The sequence below is a fragment of the Providencia sp. PROV003 genome, assembly GCF_045040775.1.
Lineage (GTDB): Bacteria > Pseudomonadota > Gammaproteobacteria > Enterobacterales > Enterobacteriaceae > Providencia > Providencia huashanensis.
Genome location: NZ_CP096369.1, coordinates 1,388,717 through 1,407,414 on the forward strand (window position 1 = coordinate 1,388,717; position 18,698 = coordinate 1,407,414).

Annotated in this window: 22 protein-coding genes; 19 read left to right on the top strand and 3 right to left on the bottom strand. The window is 40.7% G+C overall.

Annotated features, from left to right (window positions below):
- The first annotated feature begins 131 nt into the window (after positions 1-131).
- Positions 132-1,181, top strand: a complete 1,050-nt coding sequence (gene potD, locus M1F14_RS06335; RefSeq protein ID WP_042845476.1) for a spermidine/putrescine ABC transporter substrate-binding protein PotD — start codon at positions 132-134, stop codon at positions 1,179-1,181.
- Positions 1,182-1,261: 80 nt separating this feature from the next.
- Here potD and M1F14_RS06340 read toward each other — a convergent pair whose 3' ends face one another.
- Entirely contained in the window at positions 1,262-1,822 is a 561-nt protein-coding gene (locus M1F14_RS06340; RefSeq protein ID WP_042845475.1) for an NADPH-dependent FMN reductase, read from the bottom strand.
- 308 nt (positions 1,823-2,130) lie between these two features.
- Here M1F14_RS06340 and M1F14_RS06345 point away from each other — a divergent pair, with 308 nt between their 5' ends.
- The 18 genes from M1F14_RS06345 (at position 2,131) to M1F14_RS06430 (ending at position 17,347) form a co-directional block, all read left to right on the top strand.
- Positions 2,131-2,709 carry a TetR/AcrR family transcriptional regulator gene (locus M1F14_RS06345; RefSeq protein ID WP_042845473.1) on the top strand — a complete coding sequence of 193 codons (579 nt, stop codon included), beginning with the start codon at positions 2,131-2,133 and terminating at the stop codon, positions 2,707-2,709.
- A 52-nt stretch (positions 2,710-2,761) separates the two neighbouring features.
- Positions 2,762-3,604 carry a transcriptional regulator gene (locus M1F14_RS06350; RefSeq protein WP_071548631.1) on the top strand — a complete coding sequence of 281 codons (843 nt, stop codon included), beginning with the start codon at positions 2,762-2,764 and terminating at the stop codon, positions 3,602-3,604.
- Positions 3,601-4,119: a FidL-like protein gene (locus M1F14_RS06355; protein ID WP_042845470.1), complete on the top strand. Its 519-nt coding sequence runs from the start codon at positions 3,601-3,603 to the stop codon at positions 4,117-4,119. Before M1F14_RS06350 ends, M1F14_RS06355 begins: the two co-directional genes overlap by 4 nt.
- A gap of 657 nt (positions 4,120-4,776) precedes the next feature.
- Complete coding sequence (locus tag M1F14_RS06360; RefSeq protein ID WP_004249182.1) at positions 4,777-5,055, top strand: BMC domain-containing protein; 279 nt, start codon at positions 4,777-4,779, stop codon at positions 5,053-5,055.
- A 20-nt stretch (positions 5,056-5,075) separates the two neighbouring features.
- Positions 5,076-5,360, top strand: a complete 285-nt coding sequence (locus tag M1F14_RS06365) for a BMC domain-containing protein (protein ID WP_042845468.1) — start codon at positions 5,076-5,078, stop codon at positions 5,358-5,360.
- 14 nt (positions 5,361-5,374) lie between these two features.
- On the top strand, positions 5,375-5,653 hold the full coding sequence (locus M1F14_RS06370) for a BMC domain-containing protein (RefSeq protein WP_004259063.1): 279 nt from the start codon (positions 5,375-5,377) through the stop codon (positions 5,651-5,653).
- 68 nt (positions 5,654-5,721) lie between these two features.
- The gene (locus M1F14_RS06375) at positions 5,722-7,356 is read left to right on the top strand and encodes an acetaldehyde dehydrogenase (acetylating) (protein ID WP_181468777.1); all 1,635 of its coding nucleotides are present in this window, start codon (positions 5,722-5,724) and stop codon (positions 7,354-7,356) included.
- A 26-nt stretch (positions 7,357-7,382) separates the two neighbouring features.
- Positions 7,383-7,640 (top strand): EutN/CcmL family microcompartment protein, encoded by a 258-nt coding sequence (locus M1F14_RS06380; protein ID WP_004259057.1) that lies wholly within the window; start codon positions 7,383-7,385, stop codon positions 7,638-7,640.
- Positions 7,641-7,647: 7 nt separating this feature from the next.
- A complete protein-coding gene (locus tag M1F14_RS06385) occupies positions 7,648-8,778 on the top strand; it encodes a 1-propanol dehydrogenase PduQ (protein ID WP_071548630.1) in 1,131 nt (376 codons plus the stop codon).
- A 57-nt stretch (positions 8,779-8,835) separates the two neighbouring features.
- Positions 8,836-12,267 (top strand): choline trimethylamine-lyase, encoded by a 3,432-nt coding sequence (gene cutC, locus M1F14_RS06390; protein WP_048606016.1) that lies wholly within the window; start codon positions 8,836-8,838, stop codon positions 12,265-12,267.
- A 78-nt stretch (positions 12,268-12,345) separates the two neighbouring features.
- Entirely contained in the window at positions 12,346-13,296 is a 951-nt protein-coding gene (cutD, locus tag M1F14_RS06395; RefSeq protein ID WP_042845465.1) for a choline TMA-lyase-activating enzyme, read from the top strand.
- 21 nt (positions 13,297-13,317) lie between these two features.
- On the top strand, positions 13,318-13,755 hold the full coding sequence (locus M1F14_RS06400) for a BMC domain-containing protein (protein WP_181468776.1): 438 nt from the start codon (positions 13,318-13,320) through the stop codon (positions 13,753-13,755).
- Positions 13,752-14,396 carry a phosphate propanoyltransferase gene (gene pduL / locus M1F14_RS06405; RefSeq protein ID WP_048606020.1) on the top strand — a complete coding sequence of 215 codons (645 nt, stop codon included), beginning with the start codon at positions 13,752-13,754 and terminating at the stop codon, positions 14,394-14,396. The genes M1F14_RS06400 and pduL overlap by 4 nt, the downstream gene beginning before the upstream one ends.
- A gap of 41 nt (positions 14,397-14,437) precedes the next feature.
- Entirely contained in the window at positions 14,438-15,100 is a 663-nt protein-coding gene (locus M1F14_RS06410; RefSeq protein ID WP_230683840.1) for a hypothetical protein, read from the top strand.
- A 62-nt stretch (positions 15,101-15,162) separates the two neighbouring features.
- A complete protein-coding gene (locus tag M1F14_RS06415) occupies positions 15,163-15,579 on the top strand; it encodes a multidrug efflux SMR transporter (RefSeq protein ID WP_042845457.1) in 417 nt (138 codons plus the stop codon).
- Positions 15,580-15,600: 21 nt separating this feature from the next.
- A complete protein-coding gene (locus M1F14_RS06420; RefSeq protein WP_042845455.1) occupies positions 15,601-15,927 on the top strand; it encodes a multidrug efflux SMR transporter in 327 nt (108 codons plus the stop codon).
- Between the two features lie 205 nt (positions 15,928-16,132).
- Entirely contained in the window at positions 16,133-16,468 is a 336-nt protein-coding gene (locus M1F14_RS06425) for a tRNA-binding protein (RefSeq protein WP_042845453.1), read from the top strand.
- A gap of 177 nt (positions 16,469-16,645) precedes the next feature.
- Positions 16,646-17,347: an AraC family transcriptional regulator gene (locus tag M1F14_RS06430; RefSeq protein WP_042845451.1), complete on the top strand. Its 702-nt coding sequence runs from the start codon at positions 16,646-16,648 to the stop codon at positions 17,345-17,347.
- Between the two features lie 101 nt (positions 17,348-17,448).
- Here the strand turns inward: M1F14_RS06430 and M1F14_RS06435 are convergent, their stop codons facing one another.
- Both M1F14_RS06435 and M1F14_RS06440 read right to left on the bottom strand, forming a co-directional pair.
- Positions 17,449-17,856 carry a DUF2628 domain-containing protein gene (locus M1F14_RS06435; protein WP_048606024.1) on the bottom strand — a complete coding sequence of 136 codons (408 nt, stop codon included), beginning with the start codon at positions 17,854-17,856 and terminating at the stop codon, positions 17,449-17,451.
- Positions 17,857-18,048: 192 nt separating this feature from the next.
- Complete coding sequence (locus M1F14_RS06440) at positions 18,049-18,429, bottom strand: DUF1992 domain-containing protein (RefSeq protein ID WP_042845917.1); 381 nt, start codon at positions 18,427-18,429, stop codon at positions 18,049-18,051.
- Positions 18,430-18,698 lie beyond the last annotated feature (269 nt).

Here is an 18,698-nt window from a genome sequence, read left to right on the forward strand (position 1 = left end):
AGCATTTTTTTTAATGCCATTAGGCGAGAGGGTGGGCTCCAATTGAGTCCATAAGATACATACCCTAAATAATTCAAGTTATTGCTTGAGATATGCGGGGGTAAAAACACGTTGTTGAGGGAAGCTCAGTCATGAAAAAATGGTCCTATCTACTGGCGGCAGGCTTAATGGCTGCAAGTATTGGCACGGCAACCGCCGCTGACGATAATAAAGACGTACTGTATTTCTATAACTGGACAGAATATGTTCCCCCCGGTTTATTAGAGCAATTTACCAAAGAAACGGGTATCAAGGTAATTTACTCCACCTATGAATCAAACGAAAGTATGTATACCAAATTAAAGACCTATAAAGAAGGTGCTTATGATTTGGTTGTACCATCTACTTACTTTATCGCCAAAATGAGCAAAGAAGGGATGCTGCAAAAGATCGATCAAAGTAAATTAAGTAATTTCAAAAACCTTGATCCAAATTTAATTCATAAAGAATTCGATCCAAATAACGATTATTCCGTGCCTTATATTTGGGGTGCTACGGGGATCGGGATTAACGGTGAAGCGGTTGATCCAGGCTCGGTGACTTCGTGGGCTGATTTTTGGAAACCTGAGTATAAAAATAGCCTACTAATGATGGATGATGCGCGCGAAGTATTCCAAGTCGCGTTGACTAAACTGGGCTATTCAGGGAACACGACCGACCCGAAACAAATTGAAGAAGCTTATAAAGAGCTACAAAAACTTCGTCCGAATATTTTAGCCTTTAACTCTGACAACCCAGCGACACCATTTATCGAAGGTGAAGTGGATGTGGGTATGTTATGGAATGGCTCTGCATTTGTGGCAAGGCAAGCAGGTCTACCTATTGAGGTCGTATGGCCAAAAGAGGGTGGGATTTTCTGGATGGATAGCTTAGCCATCCCAGCCAATGCAAAAAACGTTGAAGGTGCCCATAAGCTAATTAATTTCTTACTGCGCCCTGAAATTGCGGCACAAGTTGCTGAATCTATTGGTTACCCAACACCAAATTTAGAAGCTAAGAAAATGTTACCTGCGGAAATTGCTAACGACCCATCCCTTTACCCAAGTGAAGAGGTGCTGAAAAAAGGCGAGTGGCAAAGCGATGTCGGGAATACCAATATTCTGTATGAAGAGTATTTCCAAAAGCTAAAAGCAGGCCGTTAATAATCTGATTATTAGGTTTATTTTATGTAAAGGGCACTGGTTGAGTGCCCTTTTTTATGGGCGGCATATTGCCAACCCACTTATTTACTCACAATATTATGTGCCACAAACTTTGCAAAGGTATCGGCCCAAGGTTGTAAGAAATCTTTGCTTTTTGGTGAGATATTTCCCTGCTCATCCACCATGCCGTCATACCATTTCAAGTAACATTCGGGTTGGTTCATGGTAGGCATATTTAAGAATGCAAGGCTATTGCGTAGGTGCTGTTGGGCTATTGCGGTACTGATATTACCAATAGAAACACCTAAAATGCCTGCTGGAATGCCATCCCATGAATTATCACCCCAAGGGCGGGAACCTTGGTCAATGGCATTTTTCAACACGCCAGGGATTGAGCGGTTATATTCTGGGGTAGCAAAAATAATTCCGTCACAAGCTTTAATCTGCGATTTAAAATTTGCGACCACAGTTGGCACACTTTGGTCTGCATCTTGGTTGTAGAGAGGTAAGTCACCGATGTTGATAAACTTAAAGGTAAAGTTTGCTGGGAACAACTTGGTAATGGCCTTAGCCACGGTTAAGTTGTAAGAATCTGCACGTAAGCTACCAACAATAACACCAATACTATATTGATTTGACATGATAAAACCTCTTCTATCGACAGTTGATCATTAATACTTCATATGATTTGTATTTTGTCAGAACGTTGTTTCTTTTATTAAACATCATAATATGAACAGGTGCAAAATCTAAGTTAAATTAAAACGACAGAATAAGTGAAATAAATATCAAAAAAAATTGAATTTTTTAAATTAATTATAGTGATATGAATTATTACGATGGGATATTGTGAGTCCTCTTCCAGTATTTCTATTTACCCACTGACAAATCATAGTTACTTGATTTTAGTCAAAATGAAACATACCGACTGGTCGGTATCATTCGTTTCATGAATAAAACGGCACAGCATAGAAAAAAAGATCCCGCCAAACTCCAAGTTGAGTTACTCAAAGCGGCTCGCATTATTGCTGGTAGAGAAGGGATTTCTTCGTTATCTCTTAATGCTGTGGCAAGAGAAGCGGGTGTCAGTAAAGGCGGGTTGATGCACCACTTCCCAAGCAAACAGGAACTCATCCATGCGTTGTTTCTCCAATTATTGGGAATTATGGATGAGCGAATTCATTTGATTATGGAGAATGATCCGAATCCGTATGGGCGTTTCTCTCGTGCATATTTGCACTATATTGGTGAACTTAAAGAATCGGATGAAAGTTTTCAACTTGCTTTGTTGTCTTTAGCTATGCCAACAGAGCCGGTATTACGTCAATGTTGGCGAGATTGGGTGTTAGGCCATTTAGCAAATGGGGATGAATTTGATAATAGTTATTTAGGGGCATTAGTCAGGTATGCCGCTGATGGGTTATGGCTTTCGTCATTGACTGAAGGGGAAACATTATTACAACAAGAACGCGCTGCTATTGTAAGTCGGTTGACACAAATATCATTTGAAAAACTACCTGAGGAGTAACGGTAATACCAGCAGTGTAATTTTATTAATATAATAAGCACATGAGGCGATAGTGAAATATAAAATCAATGCCTTCATTATATATGATGCAGTTGATGGCACTTTATCTTTGAAAGAAGGTGAGGTGGACACGCAATTGTCTATCACTGCTAATGCATTATTATTTTATTTTATACAACATAATGGTGTTTTATCCCGAGACGATATATTGAAATCTGTATGGGATGATAATGGCTTAGTGTCATCGAACAGTAATTTAAATCAATACTTAAGTATTTTAAGAAAAGCATTCCGTCAATATGGTATTGAAAATATTATCGTTACTGTTGGGAGAGGCTTATTAGAATTCAATTCTGAAGTCTCCTTAGAATTAATTGATGATATTAAAATCAACCCTCTTGAGTTAATTAGTAATCTTAATGAAATTGATGGCGCAGAGATCGTTTTATCTTCTGTTGCGAATTCAGCCCCACATCCCCTTGAAGAACCACAGATTATTACTTCACTAACCCCAGAAAAAAAAGAAATTTGTTGGTATTTAGCTAGTGCAGCCTTATTGCTTTGCTCAATTTTATTAGCCGTGATGGCTTATCTATCCAAGCAACCATCATCACCAATTAGTATGACGGTGTTGGAACACAATAATTGCGATGTCTTGTCAAATGAGAAAATGATTAATGGCACTGTTGCCCTCAACTATATACAAAATTTTGACAAGGTAAGAAATAACTTGAAACTAGACTGCATAGAAAAGGAGCGATTTGTTTTTTTCTATGGTGATAAGTTACAAACGAATGGATTAGGGCGAGTTTTTCTGGCCCATTGTGCTGTGAATGAAGATAACCCATTTAGTTATTGTGATAATTACTTCTACTATTCATGGAATCCATCATGAAGATTTCAGGCAAGGTATTATGCTTACTGAGTGGTTTACTATTTATCATAGTAGCGGTTTATACTCAGTCAGTGTTATTTTCAAATCAACAAGATGGTTTGATGGTCTGTTCGACTAAAGGCATTATGCGCTTTGAAAATATGATAGATGAAAATGTTAATGGCAACATTCATTTCAATTTTGGTTCTAATGGCAAGGGCTCGATTGTTGTGGAAGGTTATACAGACTCCAAAGCAGGGTGGCTATATTTACAACGTTACGTAAAATTTAGTTATACTACCCAACGAGTATCCCCAACAGAAAGGCATTATAATATCAGCCAATGGGAATCACGAGCATCTTCTATTGATGAATCCCCCGATGTTATTTTCGATTACTTTATGCGAGAGATGTCAGATAGCCATGACGGTTTATTTCTTAATGCCCAAAAGCTCAATGACAAAGCATTATTGTTAAGCTCAATAAATTCCCCGCTTTATATCTGCACACTTAAACCTGGCAGTAAATTTGATTAATGGTCTGAAAATAGCTTAAAGAAAAGGGCGCTATGGGCTCTTTTCTTTCGGTATTTTATGCGTATAGAGATGCTCCCCCGCGTTTTATCCAATAGCTCATTGGAGCTTTACTTAGTTTAAACTAATTATGCCTATGCAGGGTTCCTCATAGTGGTTTCGTGAATGAGATTAGCCAAGTTGGTATTGAAGTTGGCAGTTGCCCAATCGCTATCTCACAAATAAATACTTAGCTAAGCTTATAAGCAAGTGAGCCCTTCCACAGTTATCACTCCCTAAATTACCCCGCCTTATCAGCTCAATAATATCTTGTTAACAATTCCTTTGATTAATCGTAAATCAACTTTTAGCCCTTTTTTCATCTCCAGATAGAAACGTGAATTTTTGGTTTTTTTAGTGAGGTTACATAAAAAATCAAATAAATCACGCTAATTTTTAGAGTAAAACACTAAGTATTAATCATTCATGGATTTATATTTTGTTTTGTTTTTTAGGCTCTATAGTGAGTTTGAAGCCAAAGGCTGCGTTCAATAAATCACCGCGCAGACACCCTTGGCGCAAATGATTACCCCGATATTTCAAAGGACATGTACTCGGACACATCAATTTGAATTATCAGCGGTAAAGAAAAACAAAGAAGGTTTCTCGGAGGAAATAACAATGGGTGATGCATTAGGTCTTATTGAAACTAAAGGTTTGGTGGCTTGCATCGAAGCAGCGGATGCCATGTGCAAAGCGGCGAATGTTGAGCTAATTGGTTATGAAAATGTCGGTTCCGGTTTGGTAACTGCAATGGTTAAAGGGGATGTAGGCGCGGTTAAAGCGGCTGTCGATTCCGGTGTTGAGTCTGCTCAGCGTGTTGGGGAAGTTGTGACCTCTTTGGTGATTGCGCGTCCACACAATGACATCAACAAAATTGTTATTAAACATAAAGCATAACTTTTTCCGGAGGAAAAAACATGGGTGACGCATTAGGTCTTATTGAAACTCAAGGGTTAGTGGCCTGTATTGAAGCCGCAGACTCGATGTGCAAAGCCGCAAACGTTGTGCTGATTGGTTATGAAAATGTTGGGTCAGGGTTAGTTACCGCCATGGTCAAAGGCGATGTAGGTGCAGTGAAAGCTGCAGTGGATTCAGGTGTTGAATCCGCCTCTCGCGTTGGCACCGTCGTGACATCTTTGGTTATCGCGCGTCCTCATAGCGATATTCAAAAAATCGTCGCCCAGTATAAAGTCACGGAATAAAAAGGAAATCACTTATGAAAGAAGCACTTGGTCTAATTGAAACCAAAGGTTTAGTGGCTTGTATTGAAGCGGCTGATGCGATGTGCAAAGCGGCGAATGTCGAGCTAATCGGTTATGAAAATGTTGGTTCAGGGCTCGTGACAGCAATGGTTAAAGGTGATGTGGGTGCCGTTAATGCTGCTGTTGAATCCGGTGTTGAGGCTGCAAAACGTATCGGAACAGTGGTGACTTCACGCGTTATCGCAAGACCACACAACGATATTGGCAAAATTGCGCAGCAACACAAAGCGTAATTATTGGCTAATAAATCAATAAAACAACAAGTTAATGAGTTAATTTTGACTCCGATACGGGGGAAGACATGGTTGCATTAGACAAAGATCTGCAATCCAGACAGCTAGCAAGAGAGCTAGTTCGAAACGCGAAACAAGCGCAGAAAGAATTCGCGACATTTTCGCAGGAAAAAATCGACAGTATTGTTAAACACATTGCTATTGAGTCTGCACTTCATGCAGAAGAGTTGGCAAAAATGGCCAATGAAGAGACAGGGTTTGGGAAGTGGCAAGATAAAGTCCTGAAGAATACCTTCGCTTCAATGCGTGTTTATGAGCACATCAAAGATCTAAAAACCGTTGGCATCATTAATGATGACAAAGTCAACAAAGTTATGGATGTGGGGGTACCTCTTGGTGTTATCACAGCGTTAGTACCTTCTACTAATCCGACATCAACCATCATCTACAAAACGTTGATTGCCTTGAAGGCTGGTAACGCAATCGTCTTCTCCCCTCATCCAAATGCTAAAGCATGCAGTTTCCGTACGTTAGAAATAGTCAAAAAAGCCGCACTAGAAGCGGGCGCACCAGCAGGTATCGTTGATGCAGTCACTATGTTGACTCTTGAAGCAACGAAAGAACTGATGCACAGCAAAGACGTTTCATTAATTTTGGCAACGGGTGGTGAAGGCATGGTACGTGCAGCCTATGCATCAGGCACACCAACCATTAGTGGCGGCCCGGGTAATGGCCCTGCATTTATTGAACGTAGTGCTAATATCAAGCAAGCGGTCAGTGACATTATCACCAGTAAAACTTTCGATAATGGTGTGATCTGCGCATCCGAACAATCCATTATTGTTGAGCGTTGTATCTATAACGAAGTCCATCGTGAACTCCTTGCCCAAGGTGCTTACTTCATGAACGAAGAAGAAGCGAAGCGTATGGCATCCATGTTGCTTAGAGCGAACGGCACTATCAACCCTGAAGTGGTAGGTAAAGATGCGATTACTTTAAGCCAACGAGCAGGTTTCGCTGTCCCTGCGAATACCCGTGTATTAATTGCATTACAAGATACCGTTTCCCCTAAAAACCCGTACTCCCGTGAAAAATTGTGCCCAATTTTAGGGATGTATATCGAAGAAGACTGGCAATCAGCTTGTCATCGTGTGGTTGACTTACTGACCAACGAGGGCTTAGGCCATACCTTGGTTATTCACACTCAAAACGAAGATGTTATTCGCCAGTTCTCTCTCGAAAAACCCGTTAACCGCATTTTAATTAACACACCAGCGGCGCTTGGTGGTATCGGGGCAACCACCAATATTACGCCTGCATTAACATTGGGGTGTGGCGCAGTGGGTGGGGGTTCTAGCTCAGATAATGTAGGGCCAATGAATCTACTGAACATCCGCAAAGTGGGTTATGGCGTACGTTCAATTGAAGATTTAAGGCAACCCACTCAGCCTTGTACAACTGCACAACCTGCGGTGTCAGCAACGGTAACTCAACCGCAAGTCAGTATTTTTGATGATAACCGCTTCCGTAACCCTATTGCGGCGACAACATCACCCGTAGCTGTCCATCCAATAGGTGATGACCGATTTGGCGGTGCGGTGACAACGGCTGCGGTTACTGAGGCTGTCGTTTCTCACGGTGATATCAGTGAAGAAAATGTTGAGCAGATCATCAAGGCCGTTCTCGGACGCCTAAATAAGTAACTCATTGGAATAAGGCGGTATAAACCATGATCCTTGCAAAGGTAGTCGGGCATGTTGTTGCAACGCAGAAATGCCAAGAACTTAGCGGCAGTAACTTACTGATGGTAACAAAGCTAGGGGATGACCTTGAACCGTTGAAAAACAAAACGTATGTGGCAGTCGACAGTGTTGGTGCTGGTATCAATGACATTGTTTTAGCTGAAGCTTACTTCGCTTTGAATAAAGACAATTACAAAGCCATGTCAGTGGTTGCCATTGTGGAAAAGGTTTATACCAAGGAGTAAAAACAGCATGAACCAGTTTTTGATTAAACCTAAAGTCCAATTCGGTGCTAACGCATTGGATTTTATCTCACAAATGAGTGCTCACCATGCATTTATCGTCACTGACAAAGCGATGGTGAAGTTTGGCTTAGCTGATGAAGTCACTCGCAGGCTAACCCAAAGTGGCATCACCTTTTCGATTTACGATGATGTTGTGCCAGATCCAGACATTTCAGCCATCGTTAACGGCATGAAAATAATGGATAGGCAATACCCAGATGTGGTGATTGCACTCGGTGGTGGGTCGGTGATTGATGCTGCGAAAGCTGTTATTTACTCCCTTTGGCACACGAAAAAAGACCCCAATCGAGTTAAACCGCAGTTTATCGCTATTCCAACCACCAGTGGAACAGGCTCTGAAGTGACATCATTTTCCGTGATCAAGTCTCAGTCTGAAAAACTGGTTTTGGTTGATGAGTTTATGTTGCCAGATGTAGCTATTTTAGACCCCGCACTAGTGAAATCTGTGCCAGCTTCTATTACTGCGGATACAGGAATGGATGTGCTGTGCCATGCATTGGAAGCGTATGTTTCGCGTACCGCTTCTGATTTTTCCGATGCATTGGCAGAAAAAGCCGTGCAATTAGTCTTTGGTCATTTAATTGATTGCTACCGTGAAGGAAGCAATTTAGTGGCTCGCGAAAAAATGCACAACGCGTCATGTATTGCAGGAATGGCTTTCACTAATGCCTCCCTTGGGATAACGCACAGTTTGGCTCATGCATTAGGTGGTGTGTTCCATATCCCACATGGCCGCGCCAACGCTCTGTTAATGGCACAAGTGGTTGCTTTCAATGCAGATTTAGAAGGCCGTTGTGACACTGAGGCAGCGAAACGCTACGCCAATCTTGCGAAAAATTTAGATTTACCCGCGTCATCAATACGTGAAGGCGTTGAAAGCCTGATGGTGGCGATCAACGTATTGAAAGATGAAATGAACCTGCCAAAAGGCATTCAAGCAACAGGTATCAATGAATTCGATTTTAACGCCCGTTTAGGGGAAATGGTTGGGCAAGCACTGCGCGATAGTTGCACGCCGACCAATCCACGGGATGTGAGCAAGGTGCAACTGGAAGCGCTGTATAGACAGTCTTTTTAACAGTTAACGCTTTATGTGATGAACAACAAACTAGAAAGAACATCAGGATAGGCTAACATGAATAAATATGCTTTGACCCCACGCGTAAAAATGCTGGCTGAACGCTTAAGTGCCCGCAACAGTTCAATTATTACTGAACGAGCTAATATTTTAGAAGCATTGGGTAACCAATTATCCGGTGCGCCGCAGGCGATTAAACCTGCTCAACGTTTTTATGAGTTTATCCGCCATTTTCCAGCCTTTATCGGGCAAGACGAGTTGATTATTGGTAGCCAATCATCAACCCCACGTGGTGCTATTTTCCATACTGAAAATGAAATTAATAGCCACAGTATTTATACCTTTTTAGCAGGCGACAGTAACGTCGATGCGCCAGATTACTTAGCAGTATTAAACGTAGGCTTTTTAGCTATCAAAGCGCAGCTAGAAAATAAAGTGAGAAATATTGGTAGCGCAGTGAGCCGCAATAGCATTGATGAGGCAAATAATTGCCGCTCTGCGATTTATGCGTGTGATGCAGCAATCCACTTTGCGCAATCTTTAGCGACGAAAGCTGAAAGCATGGCAGCAATCGAATCGAACCAATATCGCCGTGCGGAGCTGCAAGAAAGCGCAGCAATTTTGCGCAATGTGCCTGCTAAACCTGCGCAAACTTTCAAGGAAGCTTGCCAAGCCTTTTATTTATTACAGCTGATCTTGCACTTAGAAAATGGCAGCTATGCGGTTAATCCAATGGGATTTGATAAAGCCGTTTATCCATTCTACCAACGCGATATTGAACAAGGCCGTTTAACTCAGGCGCAAGCTTATGAAATTGTAGAAAGTTTATGGCTGAAACTGGCTGAGCTTTCTGAAGTTCGCTCAACCAAGCAAGTTGATGGCTACCCAATGTTCGATGCATTAAAAGACGGTATCTATCTGAATGATCCTCGTGTTTGCATTAACGAGTTGTCTGGCATGATGTTATCCGCTAATGAAAATATCAGTGCTATCAATAATGGGTTAAAAGTCCGTTTATATTGCGGTAAAAACAGTGTTCAGCCGCAATACGCAGCGCCAAATGCGAATTATATTGCTCCAACAGCACAAGCGGAAACTGAATTCAAAGTTATGGAAGGTTTAACGCCCCGCTTACAACGCTTGCGCAATCGCTACTTAGAAGCGCGTCCAAGTGTATCTATCTACCGCGCACTCGCCTTCACTGAAGTTGTCAAAAATAACCCAGGTTTACCGCCAATTTTATTGCGTGCGAAAGCGTTCCGCCGAGCTTGTGAAACGGCACCAATCCTAATTCAACCCGAAGAGCTGATTGTGGGTCATCCATGTGGTAAAGCCCGTGCGGGTGCATTCTCACCGGATATCGCATGGCGTTGGGTAGTCGAAGAACTCGATACCATGAGCACGCGTCCACAAGACCCATTTGTTATCTCAGAAGAAGACAAAAAAGTGATCCGCGAGGAAATTGCCCCGTTCTGGGAAGGGCGCTCTCTGGATGAAATTTGTGAAGCACAATATCGTGAAGCGGGGGTATGGGAATTCAGTGGTGAAACATTTGTCAGTGACTTGTCTTATCACCAAATCAACGGTGGTGGTGATACCTGCCCAGGCTATGACGTTTTATTATTCACCAAAGGAATGAATGGCATTAAAGCGGATGCTCAGGCGAAATTAGCTGAGTTGAGCATGGAAAACCCAGATGACATTGACCGCATTTATTTCTATAAAGCGTCAATTGAAACCTGTGAAGGGGTTGTTGCTTATTCACATCGTATTGCTGCACATGCGCGTGAATTAGCCGTACTTGAATCAGACCAAAAACGCCGTGAAGAATTACTGACTATCGCGCAGGTGAATGAAAATGTACCTGCTAATCCGCCGGTGACATTACAAGAAGCATTACAAAGCATTTGGACGGTTGAGTCATTATTTGAAATTGAAGAAAACCAAACCGGTCTTTCTTTAGGGCGTCTCGACCAATATTGCTTACCAATGTATGAAAACGACATCAAAACAGGCCGTTTAACTGAAGACCAAGCATTAGAGATGATGCAGGCATTTATCATCAAGTGTGCTGAGTTAATGTGGATGTCGAGTGAGCTAGGTGCGAAATACTTCGCAGGTTATCAGCCATTTATCAACTTAACTGTTGGTGGACAAAAACGTTCTGGTGGTGATGCTTGTAACGATTTGACCTATTTAATAATGGATGCGGTTCGCTTTGTGAAAGTGTATCAGCCATCTCTGGCATGCCGTATTCATAACCAATCACCACAGAAATACATGGAAAAAATCGTTGATGTGGTGAAAGCCGGTATGGGCTTTCCAGCCTGTCACTTCGATGATTCCCACATCAAAATGATGCTACGTAAAGGCTTTGATTTTGAAGATGCGCGTGACTACTGCTTAATGGGGTGTGTAGAGCCACAAAAATCAGGCCGTATTTATCAATGGACATCAACAGGTTATACCCAGTGGCCAATTGCGATTGAATTTGTGCTAAACCGTGGTCGCATGGTGTTATTTGATAGCTATCAAGGCTTAGATACGGGTGACTTACGTGAGCTGAAAACTTTCGAAGACTTTGATAATGCAGTAAAAGCACAGATTGGCCACATTGTTCGTTTATCGGCTATCGGGACTGTTATCAGCCAGCGTGTACATCGCGATGTAGCTCCAAAACCCTTGATGTCTTTACTGGTAGAAGGTTGTATGGAAAAAGGGAAGGACGTTGCAGCTGGCGGGGCGATGATCAACCACGGCCCAGGGCTGATTTTCTCAGGCCTTGCCACCTATGTTGACTCGATTGTTGCTATTCGTAAATTGGTTTATGAAGAGGGCCGCTACACGCTTGAGCAAATCCGCGATGGCTTACTCGCAAACTTTGAAGGCTATGACGAATTACGTCGTGACTGCTTAAATGCGCCTAAGTTTGGTAACGATGATGACTATGTTGACCAATATGCGCTGGATATCACCGAGTGGACAGAGCGTGAGTGCCGTAAATATGACATGTTGTATTCAACATTGAGTCACGGAACCTTATCCATTTCCAACAATACCCCAATTGGTGAATTGACCGCAGCAAGTGCTAACGGCCGTTTAGCGTGGATGCCACTCTCGGATGGTATCAGCCCAACACAAGGTGCGGACAAACAAGGCCCTACTGCCATCATCAAATCAATCAGCAAGATGAATGTTGAGACGATGAACATCGGTATGGTGCATAACTTTAAGTTCTTAAAAGGCTTATTGGATACACCGGAAGGGCGTCATGGCTTAATCACGTTACTGAGAACCGCCTCTATTTTAGGTAACGGGCAAATGCAGTTTAGTTATGTAGATAACGAAATGCTGAAAAAAGCACAGCAAGAGCCTGAAAAATACCGAGATTTAATCGTTCGTGTTGCAGGTTACAGCGCATATTTCGTTGAGCTTTGTAAAGAGGTTCAAGATGAGATTATCAGCCGTACTGTAATTGAGAAGTTCTAAACCAGCGTTGGCAGGTATGGCTTCATACCTGCCATTTCATAATAACAATAATAAATTTGAACTGATTTTAGAGGTGTAATGATGAGCGCAGCAGAGATTAAAGGTCGGATATTTAATATCCAAAAATACTCAATTTATGATGGCGATGGCATTCGAACGCTGATTTTCTTAAAAGGGTGCAATATTCGCTGCCCATGGTGTGCTAATCCAGAAGGACTAAGTAGCCAGTTTCAAGTGATGTTTTCTCACGACAAATGTGTGAATTGTGGGAAATGTGTCGATGTTTGCCCTACCGGTATCCATTACAAAACCATTAATGAACAAGGTGAACAGATTCACCGTGTCAATCGCAGTATTGACTGTATTGGTTGTCGTAAATGCGAAGAAGTGTGTATTGGCGGTGCGTTAGACATTATGGGCAAAGATGTCACGGTAGCCGAAATGATGGAAATCATTATGCAAGATTATGATTTTTATATCTCTTCCGGTGGTGGTGTAACAATCGGTGGTGGCGAAATGAGCCTACAAACCGACTTTGCTGTTGCCCTACTGCGTGAGTGTAAAAAAATGATGATCAACACCGCCGTAGAAACACAAGGAACAACCTCATTAGCCAACTATGAAAAGCTAGCTGAAGTTGTCGACCTATTTTTGTATGACATTAAACATATCGATACGGTACAGCATAAAAACTTATTCGGTATTGGGAATGAAAATGTTCGCCGTAATCTTGAAAGGTTGGTGGAACTTGGCGCTAACATCGTCGTTCGTATGCCGTTAGTCCGTGGATACAACGATTCATTTGATGCCATTACTGGTGCGATTAATTATGCGATGGAATTATCCAAACGCGGCAATGTAAAGCGCATCGATATTTTACCTTATCACCAGTTGGGTCGTGGCAAATACGACAAGTTAGAGATGATTTACCCGGTTAAACAAGACCCAACCTATAGTGCTGAAGAGTTAGATCAACTTGAAGCGTTCTTTAAGCAATTCGATTTCGATATTCGACTGGTTCGTCACTAAGTCACAAAGTAGGAGAGACAGATGAAAAGTTTAGGTGTGATTGAAACTCGGGGGCTGACATCCGCCATACAAGCCGCAGATGCAGCATGTAAAGCCGCTAGTGTAGAAATTATAGGTTATCGGAAAATAGGTTCTGGGTTGGTATCAGTTTGTTTTCAAGGTGAAATTAGTGCAGTTCGCACTGCGGTTGACCATGGCATTGACGTGATAGCGAATAGCCAACTGCTTGTCGGCTCATTAGTGATTGCTCGCCCAGAAGAAAGTGTGACGGCTAAATTGTTAACGGTGAAAAGTAAAAAGGGTGAATTAGAAAAAAGCATTGAAAAGACAGAAAAAGGACAAAGTTCATCAGAAAGTGAAATGGTTGAAGCAAAACCTCAACATACTGCGCCTGAAGTAAAAGAGGATACCAGTGTAAAAGAGACCAAAAATGACCTACGCAAAGGTAAAAAATCATGATTAATGAGCAGTTGATGGGCAAAATTTTATCCCGTCTTTCAACCAATAGCTTTGCTCAAGGAATACAACCGAACATTGCAATTCCTGTCGGTATTTCAAATCGTCATGTTCACCTGTCACAGCAAGATGTTGAAGCGTTGTTTGGTCAAGGATATCAACTGACACCATTCAAAGATTTAAAGCAGCCAGGGCAATTTGCAGCCAAGGAATGTGTCATGGTGGTTGGGCCAAAAGGGTCGATAAGCAAAGTGAGAGTCTTAGGGCCTGTTCGTCCAAAAACGCAACTTGAAGTGTCCAAAGCGGATTGTTTTGCACTGGGTATTAAAGCGCCAGTGAGAGAGTCAGGAGATTTAACGGGCTCAGGTAACGCTTTATTGATCGGCCCTGCTGGGCACGTCAACCTTGAGTCGCAAGTTATTTGTGCTCAGCGTCATATTCATATGAGTGTGATGGATGCGAGGTCACTCAATGTGGTGAATGGGCAAAAGGTAAATATCCGTACTGAGGGTGAGCGTAGCTTAGTATTTGATGAGGTTATCGTGAGAGTGGATGAGCGGTTTTCTCTTGAATTTCATATTGATACAGATGAAGCGAATGCTGCGGGTTTACGTAATAACGATAGCGTATTTATTGCGGGTTAAGGAACGGTGGCAAAATGAACGAAAAACTGATCGAGCAAATTGTGCAACAAGTTTTACGTCAGTTAAAACGACAAGTTTTGGTTGTGTTATCACCGGTTGAGGGCTATCAGCAAGCTATTTACCAAAGGTTAGCGCAGCTAGATTCTGTTTGTTTTTCCTTTTATGCCACCGCATCAATGCTTCAGTCTTCGAATATGGAGAAATGGGCTGAGCTAGGACATGTTATAGACAAAAATACGTTATCAATAAATAAGTTAAGCCGCTATAGCTGCCTATTTTTACCTTTTATTGATGCAAAAGTTGTCGGTGAAATTGCCAGTGGTTTATTTGTTAGTGAGGAAAGTGAATTAACTTTACACGCACTATCACAAAATATTCCTATATTGGCATTGAAATACCATTGCTGCCCAGAAAGTGAATTAAGCCATATCTTAGGTTTAAATAAAAATGAAAATTATAATCATCTTATTAAAGAAAATATCAGTAAAGTAATTAAATTAGGTATTCAGTTTTTTCCATTAAATGAAATTGAAAAAAAGTTACTAACTCATGATATTTCTAAATATTTAAAACCTGAAATAACTAATGAAACTCCAAGTCGCTATATTACTTTAAAAGAAGTAATGAATAACCCTAGGGGGTATTGCGCGAATGAAAATAAATTAACAGATTCTGCAATTGATTATTTAAAATCATTGAAATAATAAAATAAATTTAGCGTATTAAAAATCATCTTAATTTTCTATTTATTGTAGGAGTATTATCTATGTCCCCTAAAGCAAAATCATGGCTTTGGATGTTGGCGGTTATTATTTCTGAAACCTCAGCAACATCAACGCTAAAAATGTTTGATAATAGTGAAGGAATGACAAAATCGTTATTATTGGCATTAATCGTCGTACTGTATGTTATTTGTTATTATTCACTTTCTCGCGCTGTTAAATATATTCCGGTGGGTTTAGCTTACGCAACATGGTCAGGAACAGGGATATTAATGGTTTCTACTCTTGGCATGTTATTTTATGGTCAGCATCCAGATACAGCCGCAATGATAGGTATGGCTGTAATAGCAAGTGGTATTGTAATTATGAATCTATTTTCCAAAATGGGTTCTGATGAAGAAGCCGAAGAGCCTAAAGCTGAAGCTTCATTATTATCAGCAAAAAATAAAGCAGCTCACTAATTTAAATTTAAGGGGAATATTATGTTTACTGGATTTTTATGGTTAGCGCTTTCTATTGGCTCAGAAATAACAGGCACATCCATGATTAAAAAGACCAACAGCTTTAGTAAGTTGGGGCCTTCAGTATTAGTCATTATTGCATATTGCTTATGCTATTTTGCATTGACTCGCGCAATGGGGTATATCCCTGTCGGAGTCGCTTACTCATTATGGTGTGGGTTTGGGATTGTCGGTGTAACGTTAGTTTCTATGGTGTTATATAAACAAAAGCCTGATTTTCCTGCTGTCTTTGCGATGGGGTTAATTATCTCTGGCGGGATAATTATGAATACATTCTCCACTATGTAATTAATACATTAGTTTAATTGCTACTCTCAGAACTTTATTATTATTTTGCTCATTACGTTGCCTTCATTTTAGTGTGAGGGCTTTTTTTTAAGTAACCGAAGCTATTGATGCTTCTACAACATAAAATGATTGCCTAGCGATAAAAAGCTAAATCCGTTCTATGTTACTTTACAGAAGATAAGTGAATTAATTCAGGAATAGATTTATGCAAATTATTGAGTGGGATGATTTTACTCGGGTAGAAATGCGAGTCGGTACGATTATTCGTGCCGAAGTGAATAGTAAAGCTAAAAAGCCAGCTTACGTAATGGACGTGGATTTAGGCGAGTTGGGAATTAAACGTTCCAGCGCACAAATTACCGTCAACTATACACCAGAAGATTTGATTGGTAAGCAGGTGCTATGTGTCTGTAATTTTGAGGTGAAACGGATAGCAGGGATCAAATCCGAGGTATTAATCACGGGGGCACCGGATGAAACAGGGGCGATTGTTCTTGCAGAATTTAACCTGCCTCTACCGAATGGTGCGCTTTTAGCATAATGCTCGTCATTCTTTGTGTTATCGCGTTGTTGGCTTCGCTCACTCGCCCTAGTCACATACTTTTGTATGCCCCTAGGGGCTCGTTTGCTTGCCGCCTAGCATAGTCGGCGCCATCGCTGCCATTTATCAGTAAAAAGGTTATACTACTATCATCTGTATCAGTAGGAGTGTGACCTTTTGCTATTGCCTGAACTTCATTTTCGCCAATATTCAGACGAAGTCATTTCTCATCAACATGATGGGCAGTGGCAAGTCGTTTTGTCGTTATCTGGGCAAATGGAAATCAATATGCATCGCCAACATTTTTTACTTAATGCAGGCAATGGGGTAGTGATCCCGCCAAGTGTTAATCACGCTTTTAGTGGGCAAGTCGGCAATCAAAATTATGTATTAGAAATGCCCGCTACAGCTCAGTGGGCATTGAGTGAGAAAATGACGCAGTTCACTTTGACTCCTGCCGCTGTCGGTCTTTTGAATTGGTTGCAAAGTTTCCCGCAAGCACCTGAACATAATTTTACGGTTGCCCGCTTATTATTGGCTCAACTAAAGCCTGAAAATAAATGGATTGATGAAGTTTCTCAGTGGGTTGAACTACGCTTACATCACCCTATTAGCTGTGAAGATATGGCGACAGCTTTTTGTATGTCGATAAGTACGCTCCAACGCAAAATAAAGGCTGAAACACAATTAACGGCGATGCAGTTTTTATTACATAAACGGATGGAAGCTGCGGGGAGCTTATTGCTAACAAATATTCCGATAGAACAAATCGCATTAACAGTCGGCTATGATTCACATTCCGCATTTAGTCATGCATTTCGTAAATTTTATGGTAAAACGCCGAATGAATATCGTATACAGAAATTTCACTTACGGTAGGTTACGACTCAGCGGCTTAGGTTAACTATTTAGAAATCGAATTATCACAACACGATGATAAAAATTAGCTACTTTTAAGCCGCCATTTTATTTTTCTGCCGCTATACCATGCGTATCCCTTCGAATGGGTTCCAACCATCTAGCCCTTTAGTTTCTTTAATATAGTAAGCATAGTTAGCAACCATCGCCCACATCACTGAAATACCTACCGATAACCCAGTATAAGCACCATTAGGGATAGTTCCACCTACCATAAAATCAATAATATTTAAGACAAGGCCTATCGCTATAGAAATACCAAGCATCACCAGACCTTTCTTCCAAAGCCCTAATATTAGGAAGTAAATAATACCGAAGAAAAAAGCAAAAAAATTCATGTTAATTAAAAGGCGCTCGCCAAAGGACGCTGCTTTTAATGCAGTTTTAAATTCAGGTGTACTCGGTGAGCCATACTTTTCAAAAAAGTCGAAACGTTTTTGCCATTTATTAGAGTATTGTTTTTGTTCCATTTCCCATTCCTTGTTGATATATAATATAAAATAGGGATTGATAATACTTATATGTTTATATAAAAACAGTGGGAAATAGTCTTAATATGACTATTGCAGAGCTTTCTTAATACAGTATGCAGAAGCTATAAATAGAAAAGATATTAAGAAGATAAAAGGCTAGTGGCTATTTACTAATCTATTTACGTAAAGTTACTTTGTTTCTGAATTATTGGTTATTTTCTCAGAAATAGAGTTTGAGTAATTACCGTGCAAGAAGTCAGTATTTACATTGGCTTGTCTAAGTTTTAATTCAAGTAAAGCAAGTTGTTTGCTAATGCTTGAATAATTGGGGTCGTCGGTTGAAAGACTTTGCAACATATTACTTAATGTCAGAGCATCTTTTCTTTGCTGTAATTCTGGGGGTAAATACCCCGAATTTTTCAAGAGCCGATACCCAGCCTTAAGCTCTGGTGGAACCAAACTATCATCTTCAAGCTGCAACGGCTGGCCTTCTCCCTTTAAACTCGATAGTTCACCTTTGTTTAACGCTTCTTGAATATGGCGTTCAGCCCAAAGATCGATAACTGACATAATAGTGACCCCGAAAATTGATTTTATACCATTATAGCCTTTCATATTCGCTGAATGAAGGCTGGTATATTATGCTTCATTAGCGTTGTTATTACGAATAATCAATAAGGTTTTATCGAGTATTGATAAATGGAGTTTTAACTATTTATATAAAATAAAACTGCTAAAAATTGATATATATTTAGTGATAAATGATGAAAAATGGTTATTAATAATGTGTAAATTGTTATGTTGAGCACATTTATAGAAATTAATTTACGAGGCTTTCT